The 13821-nt window shown below is 71.7% G+C and carries 13 protein-coding genes; 3 read left to right on the top strand and 10 right to left on the bottom strand.

The window, feature by feature from the left end; genetic code table 11:
- Positions 1-55 precede the first annotated feature (55 nt).
- Positions 56-1198, top strand: a complete 1143-nt coding sequence (locus ACGFIV_RS05770) for an FAD-dependent monooxygenase (protein ID WP_392832338.1) — start codon at positions 56-58, stop codon at positions 1196-1198.
- 101 nt (positions 1199-1299) lie between these two features.
- On the opposite strand, the gene ACGFIV_RS05765 is transcribed toward ACGFIV_RS05770, so the two are convergent.
- Complete coding sequence (locus ACGFIV_RS05765) at positions 1300-4701, bottom strand: PDZ domain-containing protein (RefSeq protein WP_392832335.1); 3402 nt, start codon at positions 4699-4701, stop codon at positions 1300-1302.
- Between the two features lie 272 nt (positions 4702-4973).
- On the bottom strand, positions 4974-5111 hold the full coding sequence (locus tag ACGFIV_RS05760) for a hypothetical protein (protein WP_358561998.1): 138 nt from the start codon (positions 5109-5111) through the stop codon (positions 4974-4976).
- A 406-nt stretch (positions 5112-5517) separates the two neighbouring features.
- Between ACGFIV_RS05760 and ACGFIV_RS05755 the strand changes: the two genes are divergently transcribed.
- Positions 5518-5799: a DUF3040 domain-containing protein gene (locus ACGFIV_RS05755; protein WP_358562001.1), complete on the top strand. Its 282-nt coding sequence runs from the start codon at positions 5518-5520 to the stop codon at positions 5797-5799.
- Between the two features lie 343 nt (positions 5800-6142).
- Positions 6143-7300: an erythromycin esterase family protein gene (locus ACGFIV_RS05750; RefSeq protein ID WP_392832330.1), complete on the top strand. Its 1158-nt coding sequence runs from the start codon at positions 6143-6145 to the stop codon at positions 7298-7300.
- Between the two features lie 74 nt (positions 7301-7374).
- On the opposite strand, the gene ACGFIV_RS05745 is transcribed toward ACGFIV_RS05750, so the two are convergent.
- The 8 genes from ACGFIV_RS05745 to ACGFIV_RS05710 all read right to left on the bottom strand — a co-directional run bounded on the left by ACGFIV_RS05745 (position 7375) and on the right by ACGFIV_RS05710 (position 13792).
- Positions 7375-9006 (bottom strand): penicillin-binding transpeptidase domain-containing protein, encoded by a 1632-nt coding sequence (locus tag ACGFIV_RS05745; protein WP_392832328.1) that lies wholly within the window; start codon positions 9004-9006, stop codon positions 7375-7377.
- An 86-nt stretch (positions 9007-9092) separates the two neighbouring features.
- Positions 9093-9743, bottom strand: coding sequence for a lysophospholipid acyltransferase family protein (locus ACGFIV_RS05740; protein ID WP_358559924.1), 651 nt, complete (start codon positions 9741-9743; stop codon positions 9093-9095).
- A gap of 446 nt (positions 9744-10189) precedes the next feature.
- Entirely contained in the window at positions 10190-11179 is a 990-nt protein-coding gene (locus ACGFIV_RS05735) for a tyrosine-type recombinase/integrase (protein WP_358559277.1), read from the bottom strand.
- Positions 11180-11219: 40 nt separating this feature from the next.
- Positions 11220-11696 carry a MarR family transcriptional regulator gene (locus tag ACGFIV_RS05730; protein WP_392832323.1) on the bottom strand — a complete coding sequence of 159 codons (477 nt, stop codon included), beginning with the start codon at positions 11694-11696 and terminating at the stop codon, positions 11220-11222.
- A gap of 98 nt (positions 11697-11794) precedes the next feature.
- Positions 11795-12175, bottom strand: a complete 381-nt coding sequence (locus ACGFIV_RS05725; protein WP_392832320.1) for a SchA/CurD-like domain-containing protein — start codon at positions 12173-12175, stop codon at positions 11795-11797.
- 144 nt (positions 12176-12319) lie between these two features.
- Positions 12320-12949 (bottom strand): antibiotic biosynthesis monooxygenase, encoded by a 630-nt coding sequence (locus ACGFIV_RS05720; protein ID WP_358553557.1) that lies wholly within the window; start codon positions 12947-12949, stop codon positions 12320-12322.
- A 108-nt stretch (positions 12950-13057) separates the two neighbouring features.
- Positions 13058-13525: an SRPBCC family protein gene (locus ACGFIV_RS05715; RefSeq protein ID WP_358553555.1), complete on the bottom strand. Its 468-nt coding sequence runs from the start codon at positions 13523-13525 to the stop codon at positions 13058-13060.
- Between the two features lie 15 nt (positions 13526-13540).
- Positions 13541-13792: an acyl carrier protein gene (locus tag ACGFIV_RS05710; protein ID WP_358553553.1), complete on the bottom strand. Its 252-nt coding sequence runs from the start codon at positions 13790-13792 to the stop codon at positions 13541-13543.
- Positions 13793-13821: the final 29 nt, after the last annotated feature.

Genomic DNA, 13821 nt, shown 5'->3' with positions numbered 1-13821 from the left:
CGGGCCATGCTATCAATAGCCGTAGTAGTACGATCGTAGTGAATGGAGGATCGCCATGCGTGTCGCCGTGGTCGGTGCCGGGCTGGGCGGGGTGGCGGCCGCGGTGGGCCTGCACCGCCAGGGGCATCAGGTGACCCTCTACGAACGGGGCGCCGAGCTCCGCGAGGCGGGCACCGGCGTGGTGATCATGCCCAACGGGCTCCGGGCGCTGGAGGAGCTCGGCTACGACACGTCAGGGCGGTCCACCCCCGCCCGCAGCGCCGGGCTGCGCGACTGGCGCGGGAGGCCGCTGCTGATCACCGACGCCGTGCGGGCACAGCGCGAGGTCGGGTCGATGATCGTGGCCGACCGGGCGGAGCTGCACCGCTCGCTGCGCGCCCCACTGCCCGCCGAGACGGTGCGGACCGCGACACCGGTGGAGCGGCTGGAGCACGGAGTCAACGGAGTGGCGGTGTTCAGCGGCGGCGAGCGCGTCGAGGAGGCGGACGCGGTGATCGTGGCCGACGGGATCGGCAGCAGGCTGCGCGGGCAGCTGTTCCCCGGCCACGGCGGGTCGCGCAGGATCGGCCGCATGGACCTACGCGGCACCCTGCCCCGCCCTGCGGACCTGGACGTGGAGGAGTTGCTGGCCGCCATCCTGATCGACCGGCGCACCGGAGCGATGTTCGGGCTGTTCCCCATCGACGCGGACGGGCTGTACTGGTTCACCGACTCCGTGCTGCCGGAACCCGTCCCGGGGCCGGAGGAGGCGCGCGAGCGGATGCTGGCGCTGATGTCCGACTGGCATCCGGCCGTCCCCGCGCTGCTGGCTGCCACGCCTGCCGAGGACGTCTACGTCGACCCGATCGCCTGCCTGGCCAAGCCGCTGCCGACGTTCGCGACCGGCAGGATCGCGCTGCTCGGCGACGCCGCGCACGCCATGACGCCCGACCTCGGGCAGGGCGCCAGCCAGGCCTTCGAGGACGCCGCCGCGCTCGCCCGACACCTGTCGGGGACCGGGGCCGCCGAGGTGGCCGAGCGGCTGCTGCGCTACGACGCGCAGCGCCGCCCGCGCGCCAACCGGCTGATGCGGGCCGCGGAGCGGCAGTCGCGGCTGACCTCGCAGACCGGGGCCGCCGCCTGGGCGCGCGACACCCTGCTGCGCGCGATCCCGGCCCGCCTGGCCACCCGGCAGCTCGCCGCCATCTGGCACGCCTAGTGCGGCCCTCGGGCATTCCAGGGCGGATCTTTCTCAGTCGTCGAGCAGCCGCCAGGGGGTGAGGGCGAGCCGTACGGCCACTTGCGCGGTCACCACGGTGGTCACCGGCGTGGGGGCAGCAGCGGGGCGCCCAGACGGGGACGGTCGGCGGGGTTGGGGGTGTGCGCGGGATACTGCGCCAGCCGTTCCAGGGCCAGGTCGATCGCCCGCTCAAGCTGGGTGTCGATCCCCCGCGCGTAGTCCTGCGGAGTGATGTCGACCTCGATGTCCGGATCGGTGCCGTAGTTCTCCACCCGCCACCCGACGTCGTCGAAGGTGAAGGAGAACTCCGGCTGGGTGGTCACCGTGCCGTCGGCCAGCCGGTGGCGCGGCCAGATGCCGATCACCCCGCCCCACGTGCGCTTGCCGATCAGCGGCCCGAGCCCGAGCAGCTTGAAGGTGTGGCTGAAGATGTCGCCGTCGGAACCGGCCCACTCGTTGGTGATCGCCACCAGCGCGCCGCGCGGCGACTCGGCGGGATAGGGCTCGGGCACACCCCAGCGCGGGAAGTCGTAGCCGATGCGCCGCCGGGCGAGCTTCTGCAGCAGCAGCCCCGAGACATGGCCGCCGCCGTTGAAGCGGACGTCCACGACCAGCCCCTCCCGGTCGTACTCGGCGAGGAACCCCCGGTGGAACTCGGCGTAGCCGTCGGGGCCCATATCGGGGATGTGGATGTAGCCGATCTTGCCGCCGGTGCGTTCGTGGGTGCGCGCGCGGTTGGCCTCCACCCAGTCGCGGTAGCGGCCCGGCTCCTCGTCCGACAGGGCCTTGACCGTCACCGTCCTGGCCGGCCCGTCTCCGCGCCTTACGGTCAGCTCGACCTCCTGGCCGGCCTGGTTGACCAGGAGCCTGGCCGGGCCCGCCACCGCCCCGGCCGGCTGGCCGTTGATGGCCACCACCGCGTCGCCCGGCCGTACGTCCAGTCCCGGACGGTTGAGCGGGGAAGTGGCGTCGGGGTCCCAGGGGTCACCGGCGACGATGCGTGCGATCGTGTGGACGCCGTCGGCGTAGGACCAGTCGACGCCCAGCTTGCCCTGCCAGTACTGGGGCCGGGTGCGGTACTCGCCGCCGCTCTCGTAGGCGTGGGAGGTGCCGAGCTCGCCCAGCAGCTCCCACAGCAGGTCGGAGAACTCGCCCCGGGTGCCCACCCGGTCGACCAGGGGGAGGTAGCGCTCGTAGACGCCCTCCCAGTCGATGCCGGCCATGTCCTGCACCCAGAAGTTCTCCCGCTGGAGCCGCCACGCCTCGCGGAACATCTGCCGCCACTCGGCCGCCGGGCGGACCGAGACCTTCACCCGGTCGAGGTCGATCCACCCGCCGGCCCTGCCGGGGGCCTCCTCCTCGGCGGGCGCCTCGCCCGCGCGGATCACCCGCAGCCGCTGCCCGGACCGGTAGAGCAGCGTCGTGGCGTCCCGGCCCAGGTGGAAGTCGGTGACGTCGGAGACGACGATCTCGGACTTCTGCTTGACGAAGTCGTAGGCATGCAGGGTGCCGGAGGTCGACTCGGCGAACTCGTCGCCGCGGCTGCCCTCGACCGGGAAGGAGGTGAACAGCGCCTTGCCCTTCATGCCGGCGACGCGCTCGTAGCGGCCCTCGGGCACCGGGAAGGCGACGACGCGGCGCTCGATGCCCTCGAACTCGATCTCCAGCCCGTCGATGTCATCCTCGCTCGCGGACTCGCCGGCCGCGTCGTCGCCACCGGGCGCCCGCGTCCCGGCCGCGCCCGCGCCCGCGCCTGTGCCCTCGCCTGAGCTCTGGGCGCTCTCGCCCGAGGCGGGGAGCTCGGCCTCGCCGGCGCGGACGCCGTCCTTGCCCGGGGCGGTCGCGTCGGAGGCCTCCTTACCGGGGGCGGCGTCGTCGGGGGCGTCCTTGGCGGGAGGGTCGTCGCCGGTCAGCGGCCTCGGCTCGGGCACGAACGGCGAGCCGACGCCGGACCGCAGCACGACGGCGTACGGCCGGGTGCCGAGCGGGAAGCCCAGGTCGAACTGCAGCGAGTCGTAGACCGGGTTGAAGACGCGCTGCCCGATGAAGTACAGGTACCTGCCCTCGGGGTCGAAGGCGGGCCTGCTGTCGCGCAGCACCGGGCGGGTGGCCCGGTAGGTCTCCCCGGTGGCGACCCTGCAGAGCTTGATGGCCGTGGTCTGCGCGGTGTCGGGGAAGGTGTAGGCGAGCCAGTCACCCTCGGGGGACCAGACGGCGTCCTCCACGCGGCCGAACCTGCTGCTGTCGGCGACCTTCAGCGTCGCCTGTCCGCCGGTGTCCTCGGCCCCCGGCTCGGGCAGGGTGACGATGAGGAGCTCGTTGCGGTGGTTGGTCACCGCGACGCGGTCGGCGCCCGGCGACACCGACAGGTCGATCGCCCGCCCGGTGTCCAGGGCGGACAGGCGTACCGGGGGTGCGCTGCCGTCGGCGGTCAGCACGACCAGGACCTCGCGGTCGCCGTCGTCGCTGGCCGCCGCCACCAGCCGCTCGCGGTCGTTGAGCCAGGTCAGCAGGCGGTAGCGCACGCCGTCGGGCTCACCGTGCTGGCGGACCGGCCCCTCCCAGTTTCCGAAGGAGTACGCCTTGCCGCGCGTGGTGATCGCCAGGCCGCTGCCGTCGGGGGTGAGGGTGGCGCTGTCGAGGTAGCGTCCGGCGGGGACGAAGCGGCGGTTGCGCTGGGTGCGCGAGCTGCCCAGGCGCACCTCGACCGGGCGCGCCTCGCCCTCGGCCGGGTCGAGCACGTACAATTCGGCCGCCGCGTGGTAGACCAGCCGCCGCCCGTCGCTCGCGAGGTTGCGGGCGTAGTAGTCGCCGTGGTCGGTGTGGCGCTGGAGGTCCTCACCGGCGGGGGTGCAGGAATAGACGTTGCCGATGCCCTCGTGGTCGGACAGGAAGTAGATGCGCTCGCCCACCCAGCAGGGCGAGGCGAGGTTGCCCGCCAGGGAGATCAGCCGGGCGAACTCGCCCCTGCCCTCCCGGTCGACCCACAGGTCGCCGACGGTGCCTCCCCGGTAGCGCTTCCACCGCGCCGGGTCGGCGGTGTTGCGGCCGAGCACGATCGCCCCGCCGGGGCCGTAGGAGATGGAGTTGGCCGGCCCGTACGGCAGGCGTTGGGAGACGCCGCCGGGGTCGACCCGGTGGAGCCATCGGCGGCGGCCGAAGGGCTGGCCCTCGTCGCTCGCGTAGACCACCGCGCCGCCCGGGTCCCAGCCGGTGACCGTGCACAGGGCGCCGTCGTAGGTCATCCGCTGTCCGGCGCCGCCCTCGGCCGGCATGACGTAGACCTCCTCGGGCCCCTCCTCGCGGCCGACGAAGGCGATCTTGGTGCCGTCGGGGGAGAAGCGGGGATACCCGGCCTCGGCGACCCCGGCGGTCAGGCGGAAGGCCCTCCCGCCGTCGGCGGAGACCATCCACAGGTCGTCCTCGGCGGCGAAGACGACGACCTCGCCGAAGATCGTGGGGAAACGGAGGTAAGCGGACATCGATCCTCGCGTTCGGGGGCCGGGGTCTCCATGATCAGGCACCCGGGCCGCCGCGTCGAGACCGTGAACGCCCCCTCTTCGGCGCCGCGAAGGCCCGAAGGACCGTCGAGCGGGCCATGGGGAGCGGTCGCCGTACTTGACGGGCCGGATCCACAAGTCCACGCGGTGGCCGGAGGGAGAGTGCCTGATCATGCGCTGTTGCCGAGGCCCGGTTCGCGGGCTATGACGGCCCCGTCACACAGCTCGCCGGGATCGTCGCGTCATGACCCGCGTCACCGGGCCTCTTCGCGCTCCGCGGGTCGCTTGTCGTCGTCCTCGCGTTTGGTCTGCTTGGTCTCGCGCGTGGCCTTGATGGCCGCCTTCTTGGCCTTTCCTGTGGCCTTGGTGGATTTCTTTCGTGTTCCCGCCATGATTCCCCCTGTTCTCATGGACCGACCATTGACTGACAATGCGCCATATTCGGCGCATCACTCGCGTTAAATACCCAACAGCGGAGCGAATCACCCATAAGCGTCTTTCGCGGCTCGCAGTAGCGTGAGCCGCCCCGGCCCGCCGCCACCCGGGGCCGGGACGGGCGGACGTGGCGCGCGGCGGCGGGGGAGGGGACCCCGTCGAAGGTCGTGGGTCACCGCGCCACGGGGCGAAGAGAGGCACGGCGGGTGCCGGTCGGGAGCGCGTCGTCCCAGCGCATAGAACGAAAGTTCGACAAAGATCGCAACCTCAAAACTGGCGGTAAAAAGGACGGCATGGTATGGCTAAAGATCTTGGGGGCGGGCAGAACGTCGGCACACCGCTTGCGTTGCCGGGAGGTGCGGCGTGCCTTGGTCGCAGGACGAGGAGCGAATGCTTGCCCAGATCGAGAGTTATCTCATTGATGCCGATCCACGACTCGCCGCCCGGCTTGAGTCGTTCAACGAGCGCGTGCAGCGCAAGGCGGCCGGAGAACAGAAGCGGGCCGCCCGCGAGGCCCGTGGCCGGCGGCGTCTGAGCAGGTCGTCGATCATCATCCTGGTGAGCTGGCTGCTGATCGCCACCCTGGTGGCGACACTGCTGATCATGGTGTTCCACCACGACGCGGCGGCCGCGCTGCCGATGTGAGAGCAAGGCCGCGCGCCACCGTCCGCGCCTTCCGCCCTCTGCCGCGGCGGGTCTCCCGTTGTACGTACGGGCCGGCTCGCCGCGGAAGCGTGCGATGTCCAGGCCCGCGACACGACCGAGCCTGCAAGGATGGGAGAAAGCGCTCTCTTGGGGTATGGGAGCGTGCCCACGGGTGGCCGGAGCGCTGTATTGGGTCCCCTCAGGGATGTGGGGGTCGGCGTGCTTTTCGACGAGGCGGCGGGGTCCGTCTCATGGATGCACCAACGATTGAAGGTTGCCGCGATGAGCGCGAGTATTCTCGCGGCAAAGTTTACACCGAAAGTTCAACGATACCGTTGAAGGTATGGATATCAAGGACACGGCCCGGCCGCTCGATGGCGCGGGCGTCTCGGCGTTCCTCCGGTCGCTTCCCGCCAAGCCCCTGCTGCTCGGCCTGGGCGAGGCCAGGCACTTCGTGGGAGAGCTGGGCGAGTTGCGCAACGAGATCTTCCGGCATCTGGTCGAGCACGAGGGCTACCGCTCCTTCGCCATCGAGAGCGACTGCCTCAGGGGCCTGGTGGTGGACGACTACGTCACGACGGGCGCGGGCACGCTCGATGACGTCATGGAGCGTGGCTTCAGCCACGGCTTCGGCGCGCCCCCCGCCAACCGCGAGCTCGTGCGCTGGATGCGCGCGTACAACGAGGAGCATGACGAAAGGCTCCGGTTCTTCGGCTTCGACGGCCCGCTGGAGTACTGGGCCGAGAGCCCGCGCCAGGCGCTCACCGCCCTCTACGCCCTCCTCGAAGGCCCCCTCCCCTGCACCAGGGAAACGCTGGACGCGCTGCTCGGCCCGGACGACCGGTGGACGAACGAGGCCACGGTCATGGACCCGTCCCAGTCGATCGGCCGGTCCGCCGACGCCCAGCGGCTGCGGCTGCTCGCCGACGATCTGGTGGCGCTGCTCGACACCCAGGTGCCGCGGCTGAGCGCCAAGGACAGGGAGCGGGCGGCGCTGTACGGGCGCACCGCCGTCGGCCTGCTCCGCTACCACTCCTGGATGGCCGACACCTCCCCGGCGCGGATGACGCGGCTGTCGGCCCAGCGGGACGCGATGATGGCCGCCAACCTGCGCGCCGTCGCCGGGCAGGGCCCGGCCCTGGTCTTCTGCCACAACCTCCACCTGCAGCGGAACAAGAGCCTCATGCCTTTCGGCGACCACTTCGTGGAGTGGTGGAGCGCGGGGGCGATCACCGAAGCGCACCTGGGCGACCGGTACGCCTTCCTGGCCTCCGCCTTCGGCACGGCCGGCGAGGACACCCCGCCCCCGGACACCGTCGAGGGCATCCTGTCCACGCTCCCGTGGGACCACTCTCTCGTCGACGCCCGCCGCCTGGCCGAGGCCGTCACCAAGCCCGCCCCGCGCGTCTCGCACGATTTCGCCTATTTCCCGCTGGACCCGGCCCAGCTCGCCGCGATCGACGGCGTCGTCTTCCTCAAGCGGGCGGTCAGGCTGGGCTGACACGCGCGTGCGTGACCGCCATGGACCGATGCGTCGTACACGCGGGGTTCAGGCCCGGGGTGCCCGGCCGCCGGTCAGCCGAGACCGCGCAGGAAGTCGGCGGCGACCGGGGCGGCGACCGCGCCGCCCATGCCTCCGGCCTCGACCACCACGGCGAACGCCACCTCGCCGCGGAAGCCGATGAACCACGCGTGGGAGTCGAGCTTCGGGCCGGTGCCGAACTCCGCGGTTCCCGTCTTGCCCGCGGTGCTCTTGGGCAGCCCGGCCTTCTTGGCCGTGCCCTTGCTCACCACGGCGGCCATCATCGTGCGCAGGTTCCGTGCCACCGGTTCCGGCAGTCGCTGCGGCTGGGCTTTCTGCTTGAGCGAGGGCACCAGGGTCGGCGGGCGCCAGGTGCCGTCGGCCACCGCCGCGGCGACCGAGGCCATCACCAGCGGGCTGGCGGTGATGCGGCCCTGGCCGAAGGACTCGGCGGCGAGGTCGGCGTCGCTGGTGGGCTTCGGCATGCTTCCCTTGGTGGCGGGGACGCCGATGGCCAGCGGCTGGTTGAACCCCATCTTGGTGGCGATCTCGTACAGCTTGCCGCCGCTGAGGTGCTGGGCGGCGAGCGGCGCGAAGGTCGTGTTGCAGGAGTGGGCGTAGGAGTCCAGGAACGACAGCGAGCCGAACGCCTCGTGGTCGGAGTTGCGGATCGGCAGGCCGCCGATGGTGGCCTTGGCGGGGCAGGTGACCTTCTGCTCGGGGGTGAGCCCCTCGGCGAGCAGCCCGGCGGCGGTGACGGTCTTGAACGTCGACCCGGGAGGGTAGCGCCCGTCGAGGGCGCGGTTGAACCCGCCGCGGTTGTTGACGACGGCGAGGATCTCGCCGGTGGAGGGGCGGATCGCCACCAGGGAGGTGGGCTTGTCCAGGGTGCGCACCGCCTCGACCGCGGCCTTCTGCACCAAGGGGTCCAGGCTGGTGCGCACGGCCACGCCGGGGGTCCCCTCGAAGGTCTTCAGCGTCTGGACGGTCTTCTTGGATCCGTCGACGACCGTGACGCGGGTGGCGGGGACGCCCGCCAGGTCCTTCTGGAACGTCTCCTGCAGCCCGCCCCTGCCGACGGGGTCGCCGGTCGTGTAGGACGAGCCGAGCTTGGCCACGTCCTTGGCGGTCGCCTTGTCGAGGTAGCCGACGAGCTGCTGCACCGACCCGCCGACGTCGCCCTGGTCGATGCGGCGGCCGGAGGAGTCCTCCACGGCGGCCCGCTGCGGCCAGGTGGTCTTCAGGGCCAGGTGGGTGGAGCCGGTCAGCGCGGGATGCACGGCCCCGGGAGTCCAGGCGACCTTCCAGTAGTGGTCCTTGACCACCAACTCCAGGGAGCCGGTGTAGGTCCACTGCCCGACGTCCTTCAGCGACAGCGTGGCGGTGTAGGCGGCCCTGGCCCGGTCGTCACCGGCCGGGCTGACCGCGCCCAGCCTGACCGAGGTCTTCTGGACGCCGAGATTCTTGGCCGTTTCGGCGTAGGCGTCCTCGAACCCGGCCACCGGCGAGGCGAGGTCGGACCGCATGGCGGCCAGGTCGCCCCGGCTCCAGGCGCCGGCGAAGTGGCTCGCGGTCTGCGCCGCGCTGCCCCTGGTGTGCAGGACGTAGTAGGCGCCACCGGCGGCGGCCTCCGCCACCAGCACGGTCGTGACAGACGTGATCGCGATGATACGGCCGCGCGGCACGTGTTACCCCCGGGTGTGTCGACGTCGCCACGAGCCTAGCGCGGGGTGTTCGCCGGTGTTCGCCGCTTCGCCGCCGTGTGACCGGCTCAGGCGGCCTCCTTGGCCCGTTCCTTGTGGCTGGAGGCGTACGCCGGGACGTACTCCTGGCCCGACAGGCGCTGGATGGCCCGCATCACCTCGTCGGTGACCACGCGCCGGTCCCTGGCCCTGCCGGGGTCGCCGGTGAAGCTCATCGGCTCGCCGATGCGCACGCCGATCTTGGCGATCCTCGGGACCGAGGCGCCGGGCGGCAGCACGCGCTCGGTGTTGACCATCGCGACCGGGATCACCGGCACGCCCGCCGTCAGCGCCAGCCAGGCGACGCCGATCTTGCCCCGGTAGAGCCGCCCGTCGGGGGAGCGGGTGCCCTCGGGGTAGATGCCGAACAGCTCGCCGCCCTTGAGCACCTGGATGGCCGAGTCGAGCATGGCCTGCGCCGCCGAGGCGCTCTCCCTGTCGATCGCCACCTGGCCGGTGCTCCGCATGAACATGGCCATCAGGCGGTTGCCGGTGAAGTACTCGGACTTGGCGACGAAGGTCACCTGCCGGGGGAGCATGAGCGGCAGGAACACCGAGTCCAGGATGGACAGGTGGTTGGAGGCCAGGATCGCCGCCCCCGACCTCGGGACGTTGCGCGCCCCGGTCACCTGAGGGCGCCACAGCACGCGCAGCACAGGACTGCTGATGATCTTCGTCATGCGATACAGCACGGACTCTCCCGGTGTGCGGACGGCCAATGCCAACCATACGGCGCTGAGTGGAAACCTTGTGTTACGGCAGCCCACAAAGTGTTACATCGTCGTACAACGGAGCGCCCCGCAAGACGAGCCTGCGGGGCGCTCCGTTTTAGGCCGATGTGGCGGTCGCCTCCTCGGCGAGAGGCACAACACGGCTCCAGCCGAACGGTATTCCGTGAAGGCGGTAATTGCGGCCCGGGGGACACAAACCACATCGGCTACTCGACTCTAACCCACTCCCAGAGGTTCTTATTCCAGACCTGCCGTTCCGGGCACTCCCGGGCCGGGATACAGGGGCGTACTGGGGCCGGTCAGGGGTCACAATGGGGAACCATGCTGGAGACCGAGCGGCTGATCCCGCGCCCGTGGCGCGAGGAGGACCTGGCGCCCTGCACGTCCTGGGCGGCTCAGGGCCCGCCGGGGCGCAGGGGGCGGGCGTCGGGCATCCGCAGCCGGTCGACGGCCTCCCTGCGGCGGCTCTCGGGACGGCGGTCGTAGCGCGCGGTGGTGACGGGGGAGGCGTGGCCGACCAGCGCCTGGGTGGTGGCCAGGTCGACTCCGGCGTCGAGCAGTTCGCCGATGAACGTGCGCCGGAAGTCGTGCGGGGTCCGCTTGGTGGCCCCGGCGGCGGCGAGGCGCCGGGCCAGGATGTCGGCGATCGCCTGCCCGGTCATCGCCGCCGGCCTCCCCCCGGGGGCCCGGAGGCGCCCGGCCCTGCTGATGGGGGCGAACAGCGCGCCCGCCTCCCGCCCCCGTACGGCCAGCCAGGCCTCGGTGCGGGCCACCGCCTCGGCCGTCAGGTAGACCAGGCGTTCCTTGTCGCGCTTGCCGCGCACGCGCAGGGAGCGCGCGGCGACGTCGTAGTCGCTCAGCGCGAGCGCCGCGACCTCGGCGCGCCGGCAGCCGGTGGAGTACAGCACGGCCAGCAGCGCGCCGTCGCGCACCCCGGCGGGGGAGTCGTCGCGGTCGCAGACGGCCAGGGCGGCGCCGACCACCTCCGGCGGGACGTGCTGCCCGGTGGGCAGGCGGGTGTGCCGCAGGGTGGGCAGGTCGGCGGCGCGCTGGTAGTCCTCGGCGCTCATCTTGCCGAGGCGCCAGGCTTCGCGCATCACCCGGCGCAGCGCGACCAGGTGCTTGTTGACGTAGGCGGGCGACCATCCCTGCTCGGTGAGGATCGTGCGGATGCGCACGGTGTGCTCGTAGCGCAGCAGGTGCCAGGGCTGCCCGGCGCCGGTCGCGGCGGGGTCGCCGGAGATGACGCGGGCGACCCTGTCGAGGCACCCGCGCATCGTGCGCCGGGACTCGGCGCTGGCCAGGGCGTCGAGGTAGACCACGTAGGGGTCGCCGGCGGGCGTGACGGCGCCCAGGCCGGGGTCGGGTACGGCGGGCACGTCCACGGTGCGATCTTAGGCCGGTCCCGCCCCGGCCGTTGTTAATCTACATTGTAAAGGCCTCAGGTTGGGTGCGGAACGTCATGGACAGGTCGCTCAGCCTGCGGCTCTCCGCCATCAGAGCGGCGACCAGGCCGAGGTCGTCACACCTGCGCCGGACCAGGGGGTACCAGGCCTCGCGCAGCTCCCGGAGGGCCGGTTCCACGCGGGCCCGGTGGGCGACGCGGTCGGGGTGGACCAGGATCCGGTGGCTGTCGGCCTCGCGACGGCGTGCGGCGTAGCCGTCGTGTTCCAGGTGGCAGACCACCTCGGTGGCCTCCTCGTCGGTGAGCCCGGCCAGCGCGGCCAGGCAGCGGACGGACATGGGGCCCTGGCGGCACAGCACAGAAAGGCACCGAAAGTGGGTCGCGTCCAGCCCGACGCGCGCGGCCAGCGCCTCCACGAGCCGGTTGGCCTGCGCGAACAGGGAGGCGGTCTGGCGTTCGACCGCCTCAAGGACGTCGACGGTCTCGTCGTGCGGCATGGTGGTCACTCCAATCGCGGCGGCGGGGCCCGGGCGGAGTGCCGCGGGCCCCGGCTCGGCGGAGCGGCGAGCGCCGGTTCCGCCTCCCGCGGCCGATGTCACAGCCGGGTGGGGTGGGTCTCGCTGGACGACTGCGTGACGCACCGCATCATCGAGTTGCGGAAGAACGCGGCGAACCCCTCGGAGGTGGCGGTGTCGCGGGCGTCGGCCAGGAACGGCACGATCTCGTCCTCGATGATGTGGACGTGCCGCTGGCCGGCCAGGTGGCGGGCGATCCCGGCGAAGTCGCCCTCGTAGTGCACCAGCCGCACCAGGACGTCGTCCTTGACGAACACCCCGGTCCCGAGCAGGCGGGCGGTCTCCTCGCCGTTGTCGTCGGTGACGATCGGCGACTCCAGGGGCGGGGCGCCGCCGAACAGCTCGGCGAGCTCGTCCTCGTGTCCGGGTTTGATCCGGAAAGTGATCATCGCGTAGGGCATCGGTTACCTCCGTCGTCGTTCCGGTGCGTTCGCACCGGCATGGTGGCGGCCCGGGGGTGTTCACCGGGCGGGCCGGGGAACACCCCCGGGCCGCCGGTGGCCTCCCCGGGCGGCCGGTGCCGTCCGGGGAGGCGGGCGGGCCGGTCAGTAGGCGGCCACGACCTCGTAGGAGCCGAAGATCCCAAGGCCCTTGTCGTGGTACCTGGCCAGCGGCGAGGTGGTCGGCAGGTGCTCGGGGCTGCGCTCCCACTCGCGGTAGGTGGGCACGTCGTCCCACTCGCTCAGCACGGCGAACCGGCGCGGGTCGCGCAGCGAGCGCAGGAGCTCGTTGCCGCGCAGCCCGGTCCTGCCCGCGAGGGTCGTGCTGATCTGGTGGTAGGCGTTCTCGATGGAGCCTCTGTCGTTCTCCGGCTCGTTCAGGTAGAGCGCGACGCGCACCCGGCCGGGGCTGGGCTGGGCTCCCAGGCGCGAGGCCACGATCATGGGGGTCATCGAGGTGCCGGCCGAGTCGCGGTAGGGGTCCAGCCGCATGCGGTTGGCGGCGTGCTCGGCGCTGTGCTCGAACTCGTGGAACCGTTCCTCGCTCTCCCAGTCGCTGACGATGTAGTAGATGCCGTCCTCGTCGGGGCTCTTGGCCATCGACTGGCCGACGTTCGCCGGGTGGCGGGCGATGGTGGCGGCGACTTCGCGCCAGGTCTTCTCGAAGTCGCGCTCCATGCCCGGGTGGATCCGCATCCTGACCATGACGCGGTACACGCTGTCCTTGTGGTTCATGCCCACTCTCTTCTTTCCGTCGGACTTGCTGTCATCGAAGGGGGTGGTGGTGCGGGGAGGCCGGTCCGGGCGGAGCCGGGCCCGGACGTGTGGTGGCCCGGAGTGGGGTCACATCCGGACGGGGGACTGGTCGGCGGCCTCCTCGACGATCTGCCGGATCCGGTTCATCTGGATCACGGTGTTGTCGTTGAGCCGCTTGGTCATCTGCTTGTCGCTGAGCGGGGCGTCCGGCTTCATCTCGAAGTCCTGGACCCAGCGCATGCGCACCGCGTCGGGCACCTGGGTGTACTCCCAGAACAGGTTCATGTACTTGAACCAGCCCGGTTCGACCCGGTGGGCGCGTACGGTCCTGGTCGCCGGGTCGGGCGTGCGCTCCGACACCCAGCTCCACTCGTTGCCGTCGGCGTCCGGGTGCATGGTGAGCCGGAACCTGATGGTGGGCCCGCGCTGCTCCAGGATCTGCGAGGCGGAGTACTCGCTGAACAGCGTGGGCCACGACTCGACGTCGTTGGTCATGTTCCACAGAAGGTCCATGGGACTGGCGATGATGATCTCGTTGTCCGCGTGTCCTGCCATGACGTTCCTCCGGTGTCAGGCCGCGAGCCGGCGGTTGACGTAGTCGACCGCGGCCTGCGGGGTCTTCATCTCATCGACGGCGTCGTCGGGGATGCGGACGCCGAGCTGCTGCTGGATGCGGGCGGCCATCTCCAGCACCGCGAGCGAGTCGTAGCCGAGGTCGACGAACGACATCTCGCCGATGTCGTCGGCCAGGTCGACGGCGTCGGGCACTCCCGCGCAGCCGCCCATGATGCGTCTCATGTCGTCGAGGGTGAATTCGGTCATGTCGGTTCTCCGTTGTCGCGAGGTCGGGT

It is taken from the genome of Sphaerisporangium sp. NPDC049003 (assembly GCF_043197795.1).
GTDB lineage: Bacteria > Actinomycetota > Actinomycetes > Streptosporangiales > Streptosporangiaceae > Sphaerisporangium.
Note: the sequence above shows the minus strand (reverse complement) of the source record. Positions and strands in the feature narration are given on the sequence as shown.

Coding starts and splice junctions, on each gene's coding strand:
- ACGFIV_RS05770 (WP_392832338.1), top strand. CDS start 56: ATGCGTGTCGCCGTGGTCGGTGCCGGGCTGGGCGGGGTGGCGGCCGCG.
- ACGFIV_RS05765 (WP_392832335.1), bottom strand. CDS start 4,701: ATGTCCGCTTACCTCCGTTTCCCCACGATCTTCGGCGAGGTCGTCGTC.
- ACGFIV_RS05760 (WP_358561998.1), bottom strand. CDS start 5,111: ATGGCGGGAACACGAAAGAAATCCACCAAGGCCACAGGAAAGGCCAAG.
- ACGFIV_RS05750 (WP_392832330.1), top strand. CDS start 6,143: ATGGATATCAAGGACACGGCCCGGCCGCTCGATGGCGCGGGCGTCTCG.
- ACGFIV_RS05740 (WP_358559924.1), bottom strand. CDS start 9,743: ATGACGAAGATCATCAGCAGTCCTGTGCTGCGCGTGCTGTGGCGCCCT.
- ACGFIV_RS05730 (WP_392832323.1), bottom strand. CDS start 11,696: ATGCCGCACGACGAGACCGTCGACGTCCTTGAGGCGGTCGAACGCCAG.
- ACGFIV_RS05725 (WP_392832320.1), bottom strand. CDS start 12,175: ATGCCCTACGCGATGATCACTTTCCGGATCAAACCCGGACACGAGGAC.
- ACGFIV_RS05720 (WP_358553557.1), bottom strand. CDS start 12,949: ATGAACCACAAGGACAGCGTGTACCGCGTCATGGTCAGGATGCGGATC.
- ACGFIV_RS05715 (WP_358553555.1), bottom strand. CDS start 13,525: ATGGCAGGACACGCGGACAACGAGATCATCATCGCCAGTCCCATGGAC.
- ACGFIV_RS05710 (WP_358553553.1), bottom strand. CDS start 13,792: ATGACCGAATTCACCCTCGACGACATGAGACGCATCATGGGCGGCTGC.